Source organism: Betaproteobacteria bacterium (genome assembly GCA_009377585.1).
Lineage (GTDB): Bacteria > Pseudomonadota > Gammaproteobacteria > Burkholderiales > WYBJ01 > WYBJ01.
In genome coordinates, this window is the sequence record WHTS01000025.1 from 43424 (window position 1) to 64739 (window position 21316).

Sequence of the window (21316 nt, forward strand, 5' to 3'; positions counted from 1 at the left end):
CGCGCACAGCCTGGAGGAGTTGGAAGCCATGGAGGAGAACGCCGCACAGCCGCTCGCCGGCGTGAAAGTGCTGGAGCTGGGCAACATGATCGCGGCACCGTTCTGCACCCGCATCCTGGCCGAGTTCGGCGCCGACGTGGTCAAGATCGAGGATCCGAAGGGCGGGGATCAGCTGCGGCAGTGGCGCAAGATGTACCAGGGCACGTCGCTGTGGTGGCTGGCGCAGGCCCGCAACAAGAAATCGGTGAGCGTGAACATGCGCGCGGCCGAGGGCCAGGAGATCGTGCGCCAGCTGGCTGGCCGCTGCGACATCGTGGTGGAAAACTTCCGGCCTGGCACGCTGGAGCGCTGGGGCCTGGGCTGGGAAGCGTTGCACGCGCTGCACCCGGGGCTCGTGATGGTGCGCCTGTCGGGCTACGGCCAGACCGGCCCGTACAAGGACCGGCCCGGCTTCGGCGTGATCGGCGAGGCGATGGGCGGCATGCGCTACATCACCGGCTACCCCGAGCTGCCGCCGGTGCGCATGGGCATCTCCATCGGCGACTCGATCGCCGCCCTGTACGGCGCGATCGGCGCCCTGGTCGCGCTGCATCATCGCAAGGTCAACGGCGGCAGCGGACAGATGGTCGATCTCGCGCTCTACGAAGCGGTCTTCAGCGTGATGGAAAGCCTGGTGCCGGAGTTCGACGTGCTCGGATTCGTGCGCGAGCGCGCCGGCAATGCGCTGCCCGGGATCGTGCCCTCGAATACTTATCCCACGCGCGACGGCAAGTACGTCATCATCGGTGCGAACGGCGACAGCATCTTCAAGCGCCTGATGAGCGCGATCGGCCGCCAAGACCTGGCGAACGATCCGGGGCTGGCGAGCAACGAAGGCCGCGTCGCTCGCACCGAGGAGCTCGATGCCGTCATCGGCGGCTGGACGCAATCGCACGAGCTCGCCGCGGTATTGCGCGTGCTGCACGAGGCCGACGTGCCGTCCAGCAAGGTGTACGACGTGCGCGACATCATGGCCGATCCGCATTACGCCGCACGCGGCATGATCGAGCAGTTCCGTCTTGCCGACGGCCAGGGCCTGAAGCTGCCGGCCATCGTGCCGAAGCTTTCGGCCACACCCGGGCGCACGCGCTGGCTCGGGCCGAAGCTGGGCGCGCATACCGACGAGGTGCTGGGCGAGATCGGCTACGACGAGCAGCGCCGCAACGCCCTGCGTGCGGCCGGGGTGATTTGACGCAGAACGAAACCGGGCCGCTGTGACCGCGGTGCGAGTGCGTGGCCCGTGCGGCCGGATTGGGCTAAGATGGGCCGACGCTGCAGGAGAAGCCGATGCAGATCCGCGACATTCTCGGGATGAAAGGGAGCACGATATTCAGCATCGAGCCCGAGGGCCGTCTCGCCGCTGCCGTCGACCTGATGGTGTCGAACGACATCGGCTCGCTGGTGGTGATGCGCGACGGCGAAATGACCGGGATGCTGACCTTTCGCGAAGTGCTGCAGGAGCTGAAGGCGCGTGCCGGCAATCTCGGCGATGCGCGCGCGGGCGATGTCATGAACACCGCGCCGATCACCGGAACGCCGTCCGACACCGTCGACCAGGTGCGCGAGACCATGACGGCCAATCACGTGCGCTACCTGCCTATCCTCGATCAAGGGCGCCTGCTCGGCGTCATCTCGTTTCACGACATTGCCAAGGCGGTCATCAAGCAGGCCGACTTCGAGAACCGGCTGCTCAAGCGCTACATCAAGCACTGGCCGGAGGAGCAGGACAAGGCGCTCTGAGCCACGATCTGAGCCCTTTGTCCCGAGCTGCCCGACCCCGACCCGCTCGTCCCCAGCTGCCCGACCGCGACCCGCTCGTCCCGAGCGCCGGCGCGACGATGCGTTTTCGGCTCACGCATGAGCTCCGGGACTGAAGACCGGGTGCTCGCACCCGGCGTTCGCCCGCGCGAGGCATGGGCCTGGGCGATGTTCGATTTCGCCAACTCGGGCTACACCACGGTCGTCATCACCGCGATCTACAACGCGTATTTCGTCGCCGTCATCGCCGGCAACAGCCACTGGGCGACGCTCGCGTGGTCCGGCGCGCTCGCTGTGTCGTATCTGCTCATCATGCTGACGGCTCCGGCGATTGGCGCGCTCGCGGACGCCTATGCGTGCAAGAAGAAGCTCCTGGCCGCGACCACCGTGGGGTGCGCGCTCTTTACCGCCGCGCTGGCGGGCGCCGGTCCCGGCGAGCTTGCGGCTGCGCTGCTTTTTCTGGTCTTGAGCAATTTCTTCTTCGGCAGCGGCGAGAACCTGATTGCGGCCTTCCTGCCGGAAATCGCCGACGGCAGACATCTCGGCCGGGTTTCCGGCTGGGGCTGGGGCTTGGGCTACCTGGGCGGGATGCTGACGCTCGGGCTGTGTCTCGCCTACGTCACGAGCGTGCAGACCGCGGGCGGCGGCGCCGAGGCGTTCGTCCCCGGGACGCTATGGATCACGGCCGCGATGTTCCTGCTCGCTTCGCTGCCCACGTTCCTCTTCTTACGCGAACGGGCGCGACCGCAACCACATGTGCTAGGCGCCGGCGCGCTCACCGAATCGATGGCGCGGCTTGCGCGCACATGGCGGGAGAGCCGGCGCTATCGCGACCTCGCGCGCTTCCTGCCTTGCCTCGTGTGCTACCAGGCAGGGGTCCAGGCCGTGGTTGCGCTCGCTGCGATCTATGCGCAGCAGGTCATGAAGTTCGACACGGGGCAGACCATCGTGCTCATCCTGGTGGTGAACGTGGCGGCGGCGATCGGCGCGGCTGCGTTCGGGTATGTGCAGGACCGGCTCGGCCACAAGCGCGCAATCGCGCTCACCTTGGCCGGTTGGCTCGCGACGGTCGTTCTCGCCTCGGTGGCGGAATCGAACGTCACCTTCTGGCTGGCAGCCCACCTGGCGGGACTGTGCCTCGGCTCCAGCCAGTCGGCCGGCCGCGCCCTGGTCGGCTATCTGAGCCCGCCGGAGCGCCAGGGCGAGTTCTTCGGCCTGTGGGGCCTGGGCGTGAAGCTCTCGTCGATCCTGGGGCCCATCACCTACGGCGCGATCGTCGCCATCACCCAGGGCGAGCATCGCATCGCCTTCCTCGTCACGGGCATCTATTTTCTTGCGGGCCTCGCGCTGCTCGCGGGCGTGGACGTGCGCCGGGGGAGGGAGGCGGCGCTGGTCGCCCCGCTGCCCGCTACTGCAGAACCTGCTGCAGCCAGCGGCTGATGTCCTCGATCTCCTCCAGGCAGACCGAGTGCGGCATCGGATATTCGTGCCATTCCACCGGGTAACCTCGTTCGGCCAGCAGGGCGCGCGAGCGTTGACCGAGCTCGATGTCGATGACCGGATCGTCCGTGCCGTGCGCCATGAAGATCGGCGTTGCGGCGTTCGCCTGGGCCGCTTCGGCAGCGAGGGTTTCCGGCAGCGGCAGGTAGCTCGAAAGCACCATCAGTCCGGCCAGCCTCTGCGCATGGCGCAGCCCGGCTTGCAGCGTGATCGCGCCGCCTTGCGAAAACCCGGCCAGCACGATGCGCTCGGATGCAATCCCGCGCGCCTGCTCGCGCGCAGCCAGGGCCTCGATGGCGGCCTGCGAGGCGACGATGCCGCGCGCGTCCGGACGCCGGTCCAGTCCATCGAAGGTGACGTCGTACCACGCGCGCATGACGTAGCCGTTGTTGATGGTGACCGGCATCATGGGCGCGTGCGGGAACACGAAGCGGACGCGCAGCTGCGGTGGCAAGCGCAGCTCCTTCACGATCGGAACGAAATCGTTGCCGTCGGCGCCGAGCCCGTGCAGCCAGACCACGGCTGCGGCGGGGCTAGGGCCGGTCTCTATCTCGATGGTCTCCAGTTCATTCATTGCGCGTTGTGGGCCGGGGGCGAAGGGCGGACTTGGGACGGAACGCCTTGCATACCTCGTCGCGGGTCTCGATGTAGGGGCCGCCGATCAAATCGACGCAGTACGGCACAGCAGCGAATATACCCGGCACCAGCGTCTCGCCCTGCGGCCCTTTCAGGCCCTCGAGCGTTTCGCGGATCGATTTTGGCTGTCCGGGAAGGTTGATGATGAGGCAGCCCTTGCGGATGACGGCAACCTGCCGCGACAGGATCGCGGTGGGCACGAAGCGAAGGCTGATCTGGCGCATCTGCTCGCCGAATCCCGGCATCACGCGATCGGCCACCGCAGCCGTCGCTTCCGGCGTGACGTCGCGCGGGGCGGGGCCGGTGCCGCCGGTGGTGAGCACGAGGTGACAACCCTCGCGGTCGGCCAGGTCCTTCAGATTCGCCTCGATCACCGGCTGTTCGTCGGGAACGAGGCGCGTGACCGTGCGCCAGGGGCTCGCGAGCGCGACCCGGAACCATTGCTCCAGCGCGGGGATGCCCTCGTCGCGATAGACGCCTTGCGAGGCGCGGTCGCTGATCGAAACCAGGCCGATGACGAGCGTGTCGGGCGCGTCCATGGCGGCAGAGTATAGCGCTGCCGCTCGCCGCCCGGACGCCTCGCGCAAACCACACCACCCCGTCGGCTCTGCCGACACCCCTCCTCGAGAGAGGAGGGGAATACGAGGCTAGCCGATGTCGGCGCCGCCGGATTCGCCTGCGGGAGGGTCGCCCAGGCAATCGCGCAAAGCCCGAAACAAGGCACGATTGGCTTTCGGCGGGTCGCCGCGGGCGAGCTCGCGGCGCGCATTGCGTACCAGCGTATGCAGATGCTGCGTGTCGAGCCCCGGATGGGTGGCGGCAAGCTCGGTGAGCGCAGAATCCTCGGCCAACAGGCGCTCGCGCCAGCGCTCCGCTTCGTGATGGCGGGTGTTGTCGCGCCGGCGCTCGTTGCGCATGAGCGACAGGCGCTGCGCGATCGGTTCGGCATCCACCTCGCGCATCAACCGGCCGATGTATTGCATCTGCCGCCGGCGCGCTTCGAAGGTCGGTATCCGCCTTGCCTGGGCGATCGCATCGGCGAGCCGCTCCGGCAGATCGAGGCCCGCAAGCTGCGCGGACGGCAGCGCGACCAGTGCTTCGCCGAGCGCCTGGAGCGCGTGCATGTCCTTTTTGCGGCGGGTTTTGCTGACCGGCTGGGGGTCGTCGTTGCCGGGCGGTTCGGTCACGGGATGCGGGCAGTTGCGGTCGGTCGAGCTGCTATGATAGCCCTCTTTGCGACGCGAGCCTTCAATGCCGGACACGCGTTTCAGTTTTACCCCCGACCGCTTCCAGGAAATCGTCGGCGACGTGCTCGCCAAAGCGCGTGCGCGGGGCGCCACCGCCGCCGAGACCGAGGTGTCCGAGAGCCTCGGTCAAAGCGTGACGGTGCGCCAGGGTGAAGTCGAGACCATCGAGTACACCCGCGACAAGGGGCTTGCGCTCACGGTCTATATCGGCCAGCAGCGTGGCCACGCGAGCAGCACCGATCTGTCGCCGCAGGCGATCAGCGATACCATCGACAAGGCCCTGACCATCGCGCGCTTCACCGCCGCCGACGATTGCGCCGGCCTCGCGGACGAAGACCTGCTCGCGCGCGACATTCCGGATCTCGATCTGTATCGGCCCTGGGGCATCAGCGTCGAACGCTCGATCGAGCTCGCGCAAGCTTGCGAGGCGGCGGCTTTCGCGGTGGACAAACGCATCACCAACTCCGAAGGCGCTTCGGTGGGAACGCACGACGCGCACTTCGTCTATGGCAACTCGGCTGGGTTCATGGCCGGCTACCCGAGCTCGCGCCATCATATTTCCTGCGCCGTCATCGCTGGCAAGGACGACGCGATGCAGCGCGACGACTGGTACACCTCGGCGCGCGATCCGGAAACGCTCGATCCGGCCGATCGCGTCGGTACCATCGCCGGCGAGCGCACGCTCAAGCGGCTGGGCGCGCGCAAGATCGATACGACCCAAGCCCCGGTGCTGTTCGAGGCGCCGCTCGCGAGCGGCCTGCTCGGGCATTTCGTTTCGGCGGCGAGCGGGGGAAATCTCTACCGCAAGTCATCCTTCCTGGTCGATGCGCTGGGGAAGCCGATTTTTTCTCCCTGCGTGACGATTGCCGAGCGGCCGCATCTGCCGCGTGGGCTCGCGAGCACCGCGTTCGACGAGGAGGGCGTGGCAACCCACGCACGCAACGTGGTCGAGGCGGGCGTTCTGCAGGGCTACTTCCTCGGCACCTATTCGGGGCGCAAGCTCGGCATGCGCTCGACCGGAAACGCGGGCGGCAACCACAATCTCGTGCTCGAGCCGGGCGAGCTCGACCTCGCCGGGATGCTCAAGCGCATGGGGCGCGGGTTGCTCGTGACCGAGCTGCTCGGCATGGGCGTGAGCATGGTGAGCGGCGATTATTCGCGCGGTGCCGCCGGATTCTGGGTCGAGAACGGGACGATTGCTTTCCCCGTGCAGGAGGTGACCATCGCCTCGAACCTGAAGGACATGTTCCTCGGCATCGACGCGGTAGGCAACGACGTCATGGTGCGCGGCTCGCGCGTCAGCGGCTCGGTGCTGATCGGCCAGATGACGATCGCCGGCGATTGAGACGCTTGGCCGCGTCCCCGTATCGATCGTTTCGTGCTGGAGGCAGGCGATACGGACACGACGCTCCGCCTCTCCCTTGAGAGAGGGTCGGACGTGAGCGTCGAACAGTGTCGTGAAACACGAAACAGTTCGATAGGTTCGAGATGGGAGGAGATCGATGACACGATCGCATCGCCGCCGTGCTGCGCCGGCCGTGCATGCCAATGCTGAAGCCGCTCGCCGGCAACGGCGCAAGTTCCTTACGCTCGCCGCCGCCGGACTCGCAGGTACCGCCGCAGCGGCGCCAGCGATCGCGCAGGCGCAGCCGAGCGTCCAATGGCGGCTCGCTTCCAGCTTCCCGAAAAGCCTGGACACCGTCTTCTATCCCGCCGAGCTGATCACCCGGCGTATCGCCGAGATCACCGACAACAAGTTCCAGATTCGCGTTTTCGCCGCCGGTGAGGTCGTGCCCGCGCTGCAAGTGCTCGACGCCGTTCAGAGCGGGACGGTGGAGGCCGGACACACTGCGCCGTACTACTACGTCGGCAAGGACCCGGCGTTCGCGTTCGGCACCAACGTGCCGTTCGGCCTGAACGCGCGCCAGCAGAACGCCTGGTGGTACGAAGGCGGCGGGCGCGAAGTGATGGCCGAGCTGTACAAGGATTACGGCGTGGTCGAGTTCAACGCCGGCAACACCGGCGCCCAGATGGGCGGCTGGTATCGCAAGGAAATTCGCACGGTCGCGGACTTGAAGGGCCTGAAGATGCGCATCGCGGGCATTGCCGGACAGGTGCTGGTGAAGCTCGGCGTGGTGCCGCAGCAGATCGCGGGGGGCGAAATCTACCAGGCGCTCGAGCGCGGCACGATCGACGCGGCCGAGTGGGTCGGCCCCTACGACGACGAGAAGCTCGGCTTCCACAAGGTCGCCCGCTATTACTATTACCCGGCCTGGTGGGAGGGCGGTCCGCAGCTCTCGCTCATGGTGAACGCGAAGAAGTTCGCCGAGCTGCCGAAGAGCTACCAGGCGGCCATCGCGGCGGTGGCGGCCGAGTCGAACGTCCATATGCTCGCGCGCTACGATGTACGCAACCCCGATGCGCTGCGCAAGCTCGTGGCGGGCGGGGCGCGGTTGCGCCCGTTCCCACGCGCGGTCATGGAAGCGTGCGAGAAGGCGGCCTTCGAGCTCTACGGCGAGCTGGCGCAGAAGAGCAAGCACTGGGCGCGCATCTATCCGCAGTGGAAGAAGTTCCGCGACGACCAGTATCTGTGGTTCCGTGTCGCCGAGTTCGCCTTCGACAATTTCGCCTATACGCGCCCGGTACAGAGACCGGCGGCCGCGAAGAAGTGATACCGCGTAGTGCGTCTGCATAGCGCCTGGCGTCTCGAGACCACCCCGTCCGCGCCATTGTCGCGTCCAGCCCCTCTTGGCAGGAGGGGAATGCTTTGGATCTCCGCTCCTCTCAGAACCACCCCATCCGCGACATTGTCGCGTCCAGCCTCTCCTTGGCAGGAGGGGAATGCTTTTGAATCTCCCCTCCTCTCAGGAGGAGGGGTGGCGCGAAGCGCCGGGTGGTGTGGTTTTCCGGCGAGGCGCGATGCCAGTCGCATCGCGTCGCCGCGAAGCAGACCTTCTACTGCTTCGCAGGCTCCCGCAACAGATCCCGCTCGAGGGCCTTGGCCGCGTCCTGGTCCTCGCCGTGGGACGATTCGGTGGGGCCGGCGCCAGGCTCGCGGGGCGTGGATTCGGACTTTCCGGGCGGCAGGAACTGATTCGGATCGGGCGGCACGAACTCCGGCATCGGAATCTCGATCTTCACCTTGTCGAGGTCGATCTTGTCTTCCGTGTCCAGCCACATCGTGACCAGGCCCGGCCACAGGATCACGATGGCCACCATCACGAGCTGCAGCCCGACCCACGGAATCGCGCCCCAGTAGATGTCGCTGGTCTTGACCTCCTTCGGCGCAATCCCGCGCAGGTAGAACAGCGCGAAGCCGAACGGCGGGTGCATGAACGAGGTCTGCAGCGTCACGCACAACAGCACGCCGAACCAGATGAGATCGATGCCCATCTTGTCCGCCACGGGCGCCAGCAGCGGAATGATGATGAAGGCAATCTCGAAGAAGTCGAGAAAGAACGCGAGAAAAAAGACGAACAGGTTGACGAAGAGCAGAAACCCGACCGTGCCGCCGGGCAGGTTCGAGAGATGATGTTCGATCCAGAGCGAGCCGTCGACCCCCTGGAACACCAGGCTGAATACCGTCGAGCCGATCAGGATGAAGATCACCATGGCGGTGATGCGCATGGTGATCTCCATGCCTTCGCGCACGAGCCGCCAGGTGAGTCGGCGATGCAATGCCGCCAGCGCGATTGCACCCACGGCGCCGAGCGCACCGGCTTCGGTCGCCGTGGCGATCCCCATGAAGATCGTCCCCAGCACGAGGAAGATGAGCACGATCGAAGGCACCATGCCCCACAGGACGCGATTGACCAGCGCCCAGCCGTGCAACGTGCGCGCTTCCTTCGGCAGCGGCGGCACCCAGTGCGGGCGGAAGAACGCAACGACGGCGATGAAGGCGAGGAAGATCAGCGTCTGCACGATCGAGGGCCCGAGTGCGCCCTTGTACATGTCGCCCACCGAACGCCCGATCTGATCGGCCAGCACCACCAGCACGAGCGAGGGCGGAATGAGCTGCGTGATCGTGCCCGATGCGGCGATCGTGCCGGTGGCGATGCGCCTGTCGTAGCGGTAGCGCAGCATGATCGGCAGCGAGATGACGCCCATTGCGATCACCGATGCCGCCACCGTGCCGGTGATCGCGCCGAGGATCGCGCCCACCACGATGACGGCATAGGCGAGCCCTCCCGGCAGCGGCCCGAACAACTGCCCGCAGCCTTCGAGCAGATCTTCGGCCAGCCCGCAACGCTCCAGGATCGCGCCCATGAAGGTGAAGAACGGGATCGCCAGCAGCAGCTCGTTCGACATGATGCCGAAGATGCGAAACGGCAGGTTGTACAGATACTCGGGCGGGAAGAAGCCGAGGTGGATGCTGGCGAGGCCGAAGGCGAGCCCGAGCGCCGCGAGCGAGAATGCTACCGGAAAGCCGATCAGCATGATCACGATCAAGCCACCGAACATGAGCGGCGGCATCAGCTCGCGCGTGATCATTGCAGGGGCATTTCGTACTGCGCGTTCATTTCGATCAGCCCGAGCAGGAAGCCGATGCGCTTGATCACTTCGGCGATCCCTTGCAAGACCATCAGTGCGAATCCGACCGGGATGACGAGCTTCACCGGCCAGCGCAGCAGCCCGCCGGCGTTGCCGGAAACTTCGTTGTCGAGGTACGACTCGACGAAGAACGGCCACGACATCACCATCAGGGCGATCATCACCGGCAACAGGAACAGAGCCAGGCCGGCCAGGTCGATCCAGGCGCGGGTACGCGGCGAAGCCTGACCGTAGAGAATATCCACGCGCACGTGGCCGTTCACTTTGAGCACGAACGGAGCGCCCAGCATCACCATGCCGGCGAACATGTACCACTGCAGTTCCAGCCAGGCATTGGAGGACAGATCGAAGGCATAACGCGATACGGCGTTGCCCGCGCTGACCGCGCAGGCGAGCAGCACGAGCCATACCGCAATGCGCCCGAACGCGGCGTTCGCCGCGTCGATTCCGCGTGCAACCTTCAGTAGAGCTCGCATCCGCTTGCCCGATGGCTTCGGTGTACCGATTGTCCAACAGGATGGGGAGCGGCCGCAAAGCCGCGCAACCGCTCGCGCAATGTTGATTGCTTTGCAGCGGACTTCAGCCGATCCAGCATGCGGCCGGCCCGAAGCCGGGCTAGAATGACGCGTTTGCCAGCACCGGGTGGAGTCGCATGGATCGCCGTAAGATCACGGATCGCGCGCTCGCGCGCGCGCTCGACAAGGAGGCGCAGCGCCAGGAGGATCATATCGAGCTGATCGCCTCGGAAAACTACGCGAGTCCGCAGGTGATGGAGATCCAGGGCTCGGTGCTGACCAACAAATACGCCGAGGGTTATCCCGGGCGGCGCTACTACGGCGGCTGCGAGTTCGTCGACATCGCCGAGCAGCTCGCGATCGATCGGGCCAAGAAGCTGTTCGGAGCGCAGTTCGCCAACGTTCAACCCCATTCCGGCGCGCAGGCGAACCAGGCGATCTATGCGGCCATCATCAAGCCGGGCGATACCATCCTCGGCATGTCGCTCGCGCACGGCGGTCACCTCACCCACGGTTCGCCTGTCAACTTCAGCGGCAAGCTCTACAAGGTGGTCGCCTACGGTCTCGATCCCGAAACCGAGCGCATCGACTATGCGCAGGTCGAGCGACTGGCCGAGGCGCACAAGCCGCAGGTGATCGTTGCAGGCGCCTCGGCCTACGCGCCCGTGATCGACTGGGCGCGATTCCGCAAGGTCGCCGACGCCATCGGCGCCAAGCTCTTCGTCGACATGGCACACTATGCCGGTCTCATCGCCGCTGGCCTGTACCCGAGCCCGGTCGATGTCGCGCACGTGATCGGCAGCACCACGCACAAGACGTTGCGCGGGCCGCGCGGGGGCTTCATCCTCGCCGATGCCGAGCTCGCGCAGCCGATCAACTCGGCGGTATTCCCGGGCGCGCAGGGCGGCCCGCTCATGCACGTGATCGCCGCCAAGGCAGCGGCGTTCCACGAAGCGATGACCCCGGCGTTCAAGCGCTATCAGAAGCAGGTGCTGGCGAACGCCAAGGCGCTGGCCGAAGTGCTGGTCGCGCGCGGATGCCGGGTCGTATCGGGCGGCACCGATTGCCACATGTTCCTGCTGGACCTGCAGCCGAAGCGGCTTACCGGCAAAGAGGTCGAGGCGCTGCTCGGCAAGGTCGGCATCACGGTGAACAAGAACGCGATCCCGAACGATCCCGAGAAACCGGCGGTCACCAGCGGCATCCGGCTCGGCTCTCCCGCGATGACCACCCGCGGCTTCGGGCTCACGGAAGCGCGCAAGGTCGGGGAACTGATCGCGGACGTGCTCGATGCGCCGGGCAACCGGCGCAAGATCGGACAGGTGGCGGCGGAAGTGCGCAAGCTCTGCCGGCGCTTCCCCGTGTACACGCGGCGCGGGCGTTGAGATGCCATCGTGAAGTGCCCCTTCTGCAACGCGCCCGACACCCAGGTGGTCGATTCGCGCGTGAACGAGGAGGGCACGAGCGTGCGCCGGCGCCGGCGCTGCCCCAAGTGCAGCAAGCGCTTCACCACCTACGAGACGATCGAGCTGCGCCTGCCGCAGGTGATCAAGCAGGACGGGCGGCGCACCGAGTTCAGCCGCGACAAGCTCGTGACCGGCTTTCGGCGCGCGCTGCACAAGCGCACGGTGCCGACGGAGAAAGTCGACGCGGCGGTTGAGCGCATCGTCCAGAATCTGCTGGCGCTGGGCGTGCGCGAGGTGCCCGCACGCCAGATCGGCGACATGGTGATGGAGGAGCTCTATCAGCTCGACCAGGTCGCCTACATCCGGTTCGCGTCGGTCTATCGCTCGTTTCAGGATATCGAGGACTTCCGTAACGTGATCCAGGAAGTGCAGAAGCCGAACAGCCGGCGCAAGGCGAGTTGATGTCGTCATTCCCGTGTAAACGGGAATCCAGGATAGCCCTGGCGATATGCAGGACGCGATTTTGGTGTCCTGGACTCCCGCCTGCGCGGGAGGTCACTTCCGCTAGAGCGGGAGTGACAGCAAGAGCCGAATGAATCGTTCGTTTCCAGGATTTTTTCCCGATCGCACAGCAGTCGTGTCCATACCCGCCGACCAGGAATTCATGGCTCGTGCGCTCCGGCTTGCCGAGCGCGGCCTCAACACGACCATGCCGAATCCGCGTGTGGGATGCGTGCTGGTGCGCGCAGGTGCGGTCGTCGGCGAGGGTTGGCATGAGCGCGCCGGCGAGGCGCACGCCGAGATCGCGGCGCTGCGCGCGGCGGGCGAAGCGGCGCGAGGCGCGGTCGCCTATGTGACGCTGGAGCCGTGCTGCCACCACGGCCGCACGCCGCCGTGCGCCGACGCGCTGATCGATGCCGGTGTCGCGCGCGTGGTCGCGGCCATGAAGGATCCGAATCCGCTCGTGTCCGGGGCTGGGTTGGCGAAGCTGCAAGCCGCCGGGATCGTGGCCGAGGCGGGCGTGCTGGAGGAAAAGGCGCGCGAGCTCAATATCGGGTTCGTAAGCCGCATGCAACGCGGCCGGCCCTGGGTGCGACTCAAGATCGCCACGACGCTGGACGGAAAGACCGCGCTTTCGAACGGCGCGAGCCAATGGATCACCGGCCCCGAGGCGCGTGCGGACGGTCACGCGTGGCGGGCCCGCGCCTGCGCGATACTCACCGGTATCGGCACGGTGCGCGCGGACGATCCTCGCCTGACCGTGCGCGATGTGACCGCATCGCGCCAGCCCTTGCGGATCGTCGTCGACTCGCGCATGACCATCGGGCCGCAGGCGAACGTCCTGGCGGGCGGCGGAGCGCTGGTGGTTGCGGCCCATCAGGACACGGCAAAGGCGGCGACGTTGCGTGCGGCCGGCAGCGAAACGCTGGTCATTCCCGGGGCGGACGGTCAGGTCGATCTGGCGGCGCTCATGGCCGAGCTGGGCACGCGCGCGATAAACGAAATCCATGTCGAAGCGGGGCCCATCTTGAATGGTGCGTTGCTGCGCGAGAGGCTGGCCGACGAAATACTGCTCTACTTTGCGCCGAGCCTGCTCGGGGATCGTGCGCGTGGCATGTTCGACCTGCCGGAACTGAATTCACTTGGCGAGCGCCATGCGCTGGACCTGCGCGACGTGCGCCGCATCGGAGCGGACTTGCGTATCCTCGCCCGTATGCTGGATTCGCGATGAATCGCTAGAAGGAGTTGCGCTGTGTTCACTGGAATCGTTGCCGCCGTGGGCCGCATCCGCAGTCTCGATCCGGCCGGGCAGGGCGCCTGCTTGGCGATCGAGGCCGGTAACCTGCCGCTGGACGACGTTGCGATCGGCGACAGCATCGCGGTCGACGGCGCCTGCCTGACGGTGACCCGCATGCAGCCGGGCGCATTCGAAGCCGACGTGTCGGCCGAGACGGCTGCGTGCACAGCAGGCTTTGCGGCCGGCGCTGCGGTCAACCTGGAAAAGGCGTTGCGGCTATCCGATCGCCTGGGCGGTCACCTGGTGAGCGGTCATGTCGACGGCACCGGAGAGGTGGTCCGCTTCGAGCCCATCGGTGATGACCGGTTGCTTGGCGTGCGCGTCGCCGCTGACCTCGTGCGTTATGTCGCGCGCAAGGGCTCGGTGACGGTGAACGGCGTGAGCCTCACCGTGAACGAGATCGGGGACGACACGTTTTCGGTCAATCTCATTCCCCATACGCTCGCTGCCACCAATCTCGGTGCGCTCGCGCCCGGCAGGCGGGTGAACATCGAGGTCGACATACTGGCTCGCTATATCGAGCGGTTTTTAATCGTTTCGAAGGGCGTCTGACCACGATCCAAAGGCTTCCTCAATGGTTCCAATACCTATAACGGCCCAACGGCCGTGTCCAACGCAGCTGACGCTCTAATTTCTGCCTTGAAGCCAACATCGTGGCGGTTTTCCGGGATACGCGGTTATGGCTACGGTGCGGACATTTATAGGTTCGTCGTCACGGACTATCACTATGACGCAAGGTTTGGCACGAGTACCGTGTTGAATCTGCAAGATATCTTTAATATCTCTTGGCCGAGCCTGATTTGACGTTCAAGAATGTTTCGCAAGCTGAGTTGTATCAACTGGCGAAGGACGCGTATCTCCTGGTCAAGCAAATACGACCGGACGCCAAAACCGTCGGCCCAAGCATCGTGTCGTTCAAGCCGAAGGTATTGAATGCGCTGATCGACCAAATGGCGCGAGATGGCATTCGCTTCGATGCCATCTCCTGGCATGAGCTTGGCAAGGACCCCGACGTGATTGGGCAGCATGTGGCTACCATGAGAGCTTTTTTCAAAGAGCATCCGGGGATTTGCCAGCCGTCCTGCCCTGAAATTCATATCAATGAATATCACGGGGAAGACACGATGTTCATTCCGGGGCACGCAGTGGGATGGCTCAGTAACCTGGAATCGTCGAATGTCGACCAGGCCAATAAGGCCTGTTGGGGCGGAGATGTCGGATCGCCTATTTCTTACCAGTCCTGTTGGTATGGCTTTTCGGGACTCCTCGTGCCAAATAAGTTGACGCCTCAGCCTCTCTACTGGGTCTACAAGTTTTACGCCGAGATGAACGCGTCCAGGTTTGCAGCAAAGAGCACGCCCAAAGCCGATAGCATGACCAGCTTCAATGCGGCGCCGGCAAATTCAGTGCTGTCCCTGCAGTTCGATCGTTTTCCAGCAGGGGACGCTTTCTGGGTAGTCGTCACGCCGAAATGATCCGGCGTAGTGAACGATGAATCGAACCCGTGCGGTCTGGGATTTCACGGCACTGAACCGACCTGCCTGCCTGACCGCCGACCGCCAAGAACGTGTTTGAGCCGCCGGAGGGAGTCCGGTAGGTTCATGTGGCCGAGGCGGCGCGCTGGAGCAAGGGTTCTGAACGAGGCGCGAGTCGGGCCCGAAATGGGACAGCCATAACGGGCTCCGCGGACGCTCGCTGGGCGCGCAATGCTAGAATCCTCGCATTCGTGACGGGCGCGCCCGCGCTCGCGCCGCAAAGTTGCACATCATGGCCGTCAGCCCAATTCCGGAAATCATCGCCGACATGCGCGCCGGCAAGATGGTGATCCTCGTCGACGACGAGGAGCGCGAGAACGAAGGCGACCTGGTGCTCGCAGCCGACTTCGTCAGCGCCGAAGCGATCAACTTCATGGCGCGCTACGGCCGCGGCCTCATCTGCCTGACGCTCACCGAAGAGCGTTGCCGTCAGCTCGAGCTGCCGCCCATGGTGGCCAACAACCGGGCGCCGCACCGAACGGCGTTCACCGTGTCGATCGAAGCCGCCGAAGGTGTGACGACCGGCATCTCGGCGGCCGACCGCGCGCAGACCGTGCGTGCAGCCACCCGGGCCGACGCGAGCGCGCACGACATCGTCCAGCCCGGCCACATCTTTCCGCTCACGGCGCAGCCCGGCGGGGTGCTGGTGCGGGCGGGGCATACCGAGGCGGGCTGCGATCTGGCCTCGCTCGCCGGGGTTTCTCCAGCGGCGGTGATCTGCGAGGTGCTGAAAGAGGACGGCGAGATGGCGCGGCTGCCGGACCTGCTCGAGTTCGCCGCCCTGCACGGGCTCAAGGTCGGCACGATCGCCGATCTCATCCACTACCGCAGCCGCACCGAGAAGCTGGTCGTTCGCCTGTACGAGCGCGAGGTCGAGACGTTTCACGGTCCTTTCCGGCTCGTGGCCTATGGCGACAAGATCGCCGCCACAATCCATTTTGCCTTGGTGCGCGGAACGATCTCGCCGCAGGCCGAGACGCTGGTGCGCGTGCACGAGCCGCTTTCGGCCATCGATCTGCTCGACATTCGAAGCCAGCGCCACTCGTGGAATCTCAACGACGCAATGGCCGCGGTCGCGCGCGAAGGCGCGGGCGTCATCGTGCTGTTGCACCGGCCAGAGACCGGGCAGGATCTGCTCGAACGCGCTCGTGCCGCGGATGTGGCCGACACGGGCCCGAGCTCGGTGACGTTGCGCACCTACGGCATCGGTGCGCAGATCTTGCGCGACCTGGGCGTCGCTCGCATGCGGCTCATGGCGCTTCCGCGCAAGATGCCGAGCATGGTGGGATTCGATCTGGAAGTGACCGGCTATCTGCTGCCGGCAGACTGACGCAGACGAGGGGTTCGCGATGGCACGCTCGAACGCAATCCAAGAGCTCGAACCGAAACCGGACGGGACCGGCCTGCGCATCGGCATCGCCGTGGCCCGGTTCAACGCGGAAGTCGGCGAGGGACTGCTGTCCGCGTGCACCGCGGCGCTGCGCAAGCACGGGGTGAATGATTCCGATGTCCTGATCGTCACCGTCCCGGGCGCCCTGGAGCTGTCGCTGGTCTTGCAGAAGCTGGCGCAAAGCCGCCGTTTCGACGCCTTGATCGCGCTCGGCGCCGTCATCCGCGGCGAGACCTATCACTTCGAGATCGTCTCGAACGAATCGGCCAGCGGGATCACGAGCGTGCAACTCGACACGGGCATACCGATCGCCAACGGTGTGCTCACCTGCGATACCGACGACCAGGCGGCCGAACGCGTGCAACAAAAGGGCGCCGAGTGCGCCGCGGCCGCGATCGAGATGGTGAACCTGCTGCGCGGCATCGACGCGCTGCGCTAGTGCCAGGGCCCAGATCGTGACCCCATCCGGCGAGCTGCAGGAGCTCCTGAGCCGCGTCGCGCTGCAGGATCGGGCCGCTTTCCGCCGCTTGTACGATGCCACCGCACCGTATCTGTTGGGCGTCGCGCTTCGTATAGTGAGACAAAGGGAGCGCGCAGAGGAAGTGTTGCAGGATGCCTTCGTCAACGCATGGAACCGGGCCGGCGCCTATCAGGCGGCGCTGAGCCAGCCCATGACGTGGCTCACCGCCATCGTGCGCAACCGGGCCCTGGACGAGCTGCGCGGCGCTTCCCGGCGCAGGACCGAGTCGCTCGACGATGACGGCGAGCGGCAGGCGCGCGAGATCGCCGACGACGGACCGAATCCCCTCGGCCTGCTGGAAAAGGCCGCCGATGCGCTCGCCATCCGCGATTGCCTTGCGCTCATCGAAGGGCCGCAGCGGCAGTGCCTCGCACTCGCCTACTACCAGGGACTCAGCCACTCGGAAGTCGCGCAAACCATGGGTTCTCCCATCGGCAGCGTCAAAGTCTGGCTGCGGCGCGGGCTGGAGCGCCTGAAGCGCTGCCTCGACCGGCTTGCATGAATTACGACCGTCCCGATCTGCTGGATCGGCTCGCTGCCGAATACGTGCTCGGCACCATGAGCGGACGCGTGCGGCGTCGCTTCCAGGCGATCCTGCGTGTCGTCCCGCGTGCGGTCGAGGCGGTCACGGCGTGGGAGCGGCGGCTCAATCCGTTGGCGCAATCGGTGCCGCCGGTCGAGCCGGCCGCGGCGAGCTGGGGAGCGATCGAGCGCCGCATCGGCGCCGCCGTGCGCCCTGCGGCTTCGCCGCGATGGTACGGCTGGCTCGCACCGATTCTGGGAGTGGCGTTCGGCGTGGTCGCGACGGTCGGCCTGGTGCGCCTCTACCCGACCGTGCTGGTGCCGGTGGACGAGATCATCCAGGAGCGCGCGACGCTGCCTGCGAGCTACGTCGGCCTGCTGACGGATTCGACCGGGGCGCCGGTCGTGCTGGCGAGCTCGATGCGACATGGCCGAACGCTGTCGGTCAAGATCCTGCGCCGAATCGACGTTCCGGCCGGCAAGGTGTTGCAGCTGTGGGCGCTTCCCGCCAAGGGCGAGCCATTCCCGCTTGGGGTCATTCCCGCCGAGGGCAAAGGCAGCTTCCGGATGGCCGACACTTCGGAGAAACTCCTGTCCAACGTGCCGCGCCTGATGGTTACGCTGCAAGACGTTCCCGCCAAGCCGGGCGACAAGCCGGGCGAAGCGATTCTCAGCGGCAACTGCGTCAAGCTCTGGTAGACGAAAATCGTTCGTGCGGCTGTCTCCGAGTGGGGAGGCGGCAACGTATATCGGCCTGGAAACGCAATTGCGCGTTGCCTTCGAACAGCCGGGAGACGATCGATGAACAAGATGGTCATGGCCGCATTGGCGGCCGCATTCGCCAGCGGATTGACTCAGGCCCAGACGGTCGGGCAGCAGCACGGCCTGCTCGCCGACGCAACCGAGCGCACGCTCTACACCTTCACCCAGGATGCGCCGAACAAAATCAATTGCAACGCAGCTTGCGCCGCTGCCTGGCCGCCGTTCCTGACCAAGGAGGGCGAGCGGAAGCGTGCCGGGTTCGAGGCGATCGTGCGCGACGACGGGACCAGGCAGTGGGCGCTGCACGGAAAACCGCTGTACTACTTCGCGGCCGACACGCAACCCGGCGATGCGAAGGGCGACGGTCAGGGCGGGGTATGGCATGTCGTGCGCGAAGGCAAGGCTTCTGGTACACCGGCTGCGAACTCGAGCAGCAGCTCGTACGGCGGCTATTGAGCCATTCGAAGATCGCCAGAGATAAGAGCAAAGAGAGCAACGAAGGAGGCACCATGAGACACGACGCCCGCGGCGTGCCGGTCAGCGCCGGCTGCAGCGAATCATTGCAACACTACGAGACGGCCCTGCGCCAGTTCCAGTCCTACGTCGGCGACCCGATCGCGACGCTCGATGCGGCGCTGGCGGAGGATCCGGACTTCATCACCGGTCACCTCATGAAGGGGCTCGTTCTATACTCGCTCGGCGAACGCAAGTACGGTCCCACGATCGATGCGTGTTTGGGCGCCGCCGCCGAGCGCAACGAGCTTGCGAACGACCGCGAACGGATGTTGCTGCAAGCGCTGCGGCAATTCCGGGCGGCGCAATGGAACGACGGTTGCCGTACACTCGATCGAATCCTGACCGAATATCCACGCGATGCGCTCGCATTGCAGTCGGCACATCTGATGGATTTCTTTCGCGGCGATGCGCTCAATTTGCGCAATCGCGTGACCCGGGTGCTGCCGCACTGGGACAGCGCCGTGCCCGGTTACTCTTACGTGCTCGGCATGCACGCGTTTGGCCTGGAGGAGATGAACCAGTATCCGCAGGCCGAGGCCGAGGCGCGGCGCGCGCTCGAGATCGAAGTGTGCGACGGCTGGGCTGTGCATGCAGGAACGCACGTGATGGAGATGCAGGGGCGCATCGGCGAAGGCATCGCGTGGCTCGAATCGCGCCGCGGCAACTGGGCGCCCGACAATGCGTTCGCGTTCCACAACTGGTGGCATCTCGCCCTGTTCTATCTCGACGGTGCGCAGTACGACAAGGTGCTCGCGCTCTACGATAGCGAGATACATCCGGAGCGCTCGCAGATCGTTCTTTCGCTGGTGGATGCGACTGCGCTCTTGTGGCGTCTTTACCTGGAAGGCGTCGATACCGGCGCCCGCTTCGAGGTTATTGCCGACGAATGGGAGCAACAGCTTGCGGACGAGGCCGGGTTCTACGCCTTCAACGATTTCCATGCGGCGATGGCGTTCGCCGCTTGCGGCCGCGGCAAGGCGCTTGCCCACGTGAAGGACGCCACGGCGCGCACGGCGCAGGGCAGCGACGACCTGGCCCGCATGGCGCGGGAGGTCGGGATCCCTCTCGCGGAGGCGGTGGAAGCCTTCAGCCTCGCGAAGTATGCACAAGCGATCGATCGGATGGAGCCGGTGCGCGACATTGCGAACCGCTTCGGCGGCAGCCATGCCCAGCGCGATCTCATCACGTTGACGCTGATCGAAGCGGCGCTGCGCGGCGGGGACCGGGCGCGGGCGAAGCACTACCTGGCGGAACGGCGCATGCTCAAGTCCGACGCGAGCCGTTGGGGTCCTCGCCTGGAGGCGCGTGCCTGAGGCGGGTGTCGGCGAACGCATTGCGCGCTTCGGCGCTTTCTGCGACAGTTCGAGCGCGCAGCCGCCGCCCGCGACGCGGTACGGCGGTTGCACACACGCTTGGGTGAGAGGGAGACGCCGCATATGCCAATCGCACTCGACGAAACGCACGACCCGAAGCGCACGAGCTGGCTCGAATCGGCGCAAGGGCATTCCGAGTTTCCGCTTCAGAATCTGCCGCTCGGCGTTTTTAGCCGCGCTTCGTCCGAGCTACGGGCTGGCGTCGCGGTCGGAGACAGCATCTTCGACATCGCGGCCGCGCTCGAAGCGGGCCTTTTCACGGGCGAGGCGAAGCGAGCCGCCGAGGCGGCAAGCGGCGGCGCCCTGAACGCACTGCTGGCGCTGGGGCCCGCGTCGCGCATCGCGTTGCGCCGCCGAGTCTCTTCGCTGCTTGCCGTCGATGGTCCGGAGCGCGGACAGGTCGAAGGCTTGCGCGAGCACTTGATCCATGAGGCTGGCGCATGCACGCTGCATCTGCCGGCTGCGATCGGCGCCTATACCGATTTTTTCGCGGGCATCGAGCACGCGGCCAACGGTGGGCGGCGGCGCGGGCAGAACCCGCCGCTCGCGCCGAACTACAAGTACGTGCCTGTTGCCTACCACAGCCGTGCCTCGAGCATCCGGCCGTCGGCGACGCCATTGCGCCGGCCGCGCGGTCAACGGCTTCTGGGCGATTCGCAGATACCGCAGTTCGGCCCGTCCACCAAGCTCGATTTCGAATTGGAGCTTGGCATCTGGGCAGGCCCCGGCAACGACCTGGGCGAGCCGATACCGATCGGCCGTGCCGGCGAGCATGTCGCTGGTCTCGGACTGCTGAACGATTGGTCGGCGCGCGACATCCAGCGCTGGGAGTCCGCGCCGCTGGGACCGTTCCTGTCCAAGAATTTCGGCACGACGATCTCGCCGTGGATCGTGACGGCCGAAGCGCTGGCGCCGTTTCGCATCGCCCAGCCGCCGCGTCCCGCAGGCGATCCTCGGCCGCTCGATTACCTTTGGGACGACGAAGATCAGCGTGCAGGCGCGTTCGACATCGATCTGGAAGTTCTGATCTCGACCGAAGCGATGCGGGCCAAGGGCATACCGCCGCTGCGCGTATCGCGCAGCAATACCCGGCACCTGTACTGGACCAAGAAGTGCGGCCTAACGGTGGTTGCGGCCGACGGTCATCGGCGGCCGGCATGGCATCCTCGTCTATTTCGCGGTCTTCACGAATCACTCCCGCGATTGCATATTCCTGCGCCAGCTCTGCCGATGAACACGAACCCCTAG

Annotated in this window: 22 protein-coding genes; 17 read left to right on the plus strand and 5 right to left on the minus strand. The window is 66.0% G+C overall.

All coding sequences use genetic code 11. The features are described 5' to 3' along the window. Positions 1 to 28: 28 nt before the first annotated feature. The 3 genes from GEV05_10700 to GEV05_10710 all read left to right on the plus strand — a co-directional run bounded on the left by GEV05_10700 (position 29) and on the right by GEV05_10710 (position 3237). Entirely contained in the window at positions 29 to 1231 is a 1203-nt protein-coding gene (locus GEV05_10700) for a CoA transferase (GenBank protein MPZ43855.1), read from the plus strand. A gap of 95 nt (positions 1232 to 1326) precedes the next feature. Beyond that, positions 1327 to 1779, plus strand: coding sequence for a CBS domain-containing protein (locus GEV05_10705; GenBank protein MPZ43856.1), 453 nt, complete (start codon positions 1327 to 1329; stop codon positions 1777 to 1779). Positions 1780 to 1965: 186 nt separating this feature from the next. Beyond that, complete coding sequence (locus GEV05_10710) at positions 1966 to 3237, plus strand: MFS transporter (protein ID MPZ43857.1); 1272 nt, start codon at positions 1966 to 1968, stop codon at positions 3235 to 3237. Here the strand turns inward: GEV05_10710 and GEV05_10715 are convergent. From GEV05_10715 to GEV05_10725, 3 genes are all read right to left on the minus strand, one after another. Further along, complete coding sequence (locus GEV05_10715) at positions 3206 to 3871, minus strand: carboxylesterase (GenBank protein MPZ43858.1); 666 nt, start codon at positions 3869 to 3871, stop codon at positions 3206 to 3208. The genes GEV05_10710 and GEV05_10715 overlap by 32 nt on opposite strands. Beyond that, a complete protein-coding gene (locus GEV05_10720; protein ID MPZ43859.1) occupies positions 3864 to 4472 on the minus strand; it encodes a molybdopterin adenylyltransferase in 609 nt (202 codons plus the stop codon). Before GEV05_10720 ends, GEV05_10715 begins: the two co-directional genes overlap by 8 nt. A 108-nt stretch (positions 4473 to 4580) precedes the next feature. After that, a complete protein-coding gene (locus GEV05_10725; protein ID MPZ43860.1) occupies positions 4581 to 5120 on the minus strand; it encodes a DUF615 domain-containing protein in 540 nt (179 codons plus the stop codon). Between the two features lie 64 nt (positions 5121 to 5184). On the opposite strand from GEV05_10725, the gene pmbA reads away from it, so the two are divergent. Next, on the plus strand, positions 5185 to 6525 hold the full coding sequence (gene pmbA, locus GEV05_10730) for a metalloprotease PmbA (GenBank protein ID MPZ43861.1): 1341 nt from the start codon (positions 5185 to 5187) through the stop codon (positions 6523 to 6525). A 157-nt stretch (positions 6526 to 6682) separates the two neighbouring features. Further along, positions 6683 to 7852, plus strand: coding sequence for an ABC transporter substrate-binding protein (locus GEV05_10735; protein MPZ43862.1), 1170 nt, complete (start codon positions 6683 to 6685; stop codon positions 7850 to 7852). A 283-nt stretch (positions 7853 to 8135) separates the two neighbouring features. On the opposite strand, the gene GEV05_10740 is transcribed toward GEV05_10735, so the two are convergent. Beyond that, positions 8136 to 9671 (minus strand): TRAP transporter large permease subunit, encoded by a 1536-nt coding sequence (locus GEV05_10740; protein ID MPZ43863.1) that lies wholly within the window; start codon positions 9669 to 9671, stop codon positions 8136 to 8138. Continuing rightward, positions 9668 to 10207, minus strand: coding sequence for a TRAP transporter small permease subunit (locus tag GEV05_10745; protein MPZ43864.1), 540 nt, complete (start codon positions 10205 to 10207; stop codon positions 9668 to 9670). Before GEV05_10745 ends, GEV05_10740 begins: the two co-directional genes overlap by 4 nt. A 176-nt stretch (positions 10208 to 10383) precedes the next feature. Between GEV05_10745 and GEV05_10750 the strand changes: the two genes are divergently transcribed. From GEV05_10750 to fahA, 12 genes are all read left to right on the plus strand, one after another. Next, positions 10384 to 11631: an aminotransferase class I/II-fold pyridoxal phosphate-dependent enzyme gene (locus GEV05_10750; protein MPZ43865.1), complete on the plus strand. Its 1248-nt coding sequence runs from the start codon at positions 10384 to 10386 to the stop codon at positions 11629 to 11631. A gap of 9 nt (positions 11632 to 11640) precedes the next feature. After that, a complete protein-coding gene (gene nrdR, locus GEV05_10755) occupies positions 11641 to 12114 on the plus strand; it encodes a transcriptional repressor NrdR (GenBank protein MPZ43866.1) in 474 nt (157 codons plus the stop codon). A gap of 202 nt (positions 12115 to 12316) precedes the next feature. Beyond that, the gene (gene ribD / locus GEV05_10760; protein ID MPZ43867.1) at positions 12317 to 13384 is read left to right on the plus strand and encodes a bifunctional diaminohydroxyphosphoribosylaminopyrimidine deaminase/5-amino-6-(5-phosphoribosylamino)uracil reductase RibD; all 1068 of its coding nucleotides are present in this window, start codon (positions 12317 to 12319) and stop codon (positions 13382 to 13384) included. A 21-nt stretch (positions 13385 to 13405) separates the two neighbouring features. After that, positions 13406 to 14002, plus strand: coding sequence for a riboflavin synthase (locus GEV05_10765; GenBank protein ID MPZ43868.1), 597 nt, complete (start codon positions 13406 to 13408; stop codon positions 14000 to 14002). Positions 14003 to 14250: 248 nt separating this feature from the next. Further along, positions 14251 to 14925, plus strand: coding sequence for a hypothetical protein (locus GEV05_10770; protein ID MPZ43869.1), 675 nt, complete (start codon positions 14251 to 14253; stop codon positions 14923 to 14925). A gap of 292 nt (positions 14926 to 15217) precedes the next feature. Continuing rightward, on the plus strand, positions 15218 to 16315 hold the full coding sequence (gene ribB / locus GEV05_10775) for a 3,4-dihydroxy-2-butanone-4-phosphate synthase (GenBank protein MPZ43870.1): 1098 nt from the start codon (positions 15218 to 15220) through the stop codon (positions 16313 to 16315). 19 nt (positions 16316 to 16334) lie between these two features. Further along, complete coding sequence (locus tag GEV05_10780) at positions 16335 to 16814, plus strand: 6,7-dimethyl-8-ribityllumazine synthase (protein MPZ43871.1); 480 nt, start codon at positions 16335 to 16337, stop codon at positions 16812 to 16814. A 13-nt stretch (positions 16815 to 16827) separates the two neighbouring features. Continuing rightward, a complete protein-coding gene (locus GEV05_10785) occupies positions 16828 to 17397 on the plus strand; it encodes a sigma-70 family RNA polymerase sigma factor (GenBank protein ID MPZ43872.1) in 570 nt (189 codons plus the stop codon). After that, a complete protein-coding gene (locus GEV05_10790; GenBank protein ID MPZ43873.1) occupies positions 17394 to 18116 on the plus strand; it encodes a hypothetical protein in 723 nt (240 codons plus the stop codon). Before GEV05_10785 ends, GEV05_10790 begins: the two co-directional genes overlap by 4 nt. Positions 18117 to 18218: 102 nt before the next feature. Then, positions 18219 to 18635 carry a hypothetical protein gene (locus tag GEV05_10795; protein ID MPZ43874.1) on the plus strand — a complete coding sequence of 139 codons (417 nt, stop codon included), beginning with the start codon at positions 18219 to 18221 and terminating at the stop codon, positions 18633 to 18635. Between the two features lie 53 nt (positions 18636 to 18688). After that, entirely contained in the window at positions 18689 to 20008 is a 1320-nt protein-coding gene (locus GEV05_10800) for a tetratricopeptide repeat protein (GenBank protein MPZ43875.1), read from the plus strand. Between the two features lie 123 nt (positions 20009 to 20131). Beyond that, positions 20132 to 21316, plus strand: coding sequence for a fumarylacetoacetase (fahA, locus tag GEV05_10805; GenBank protein MPZ43876.1), 1185 nt, complete (start codon positions 20132 to 20134; stop codon positions 21314 to 21316).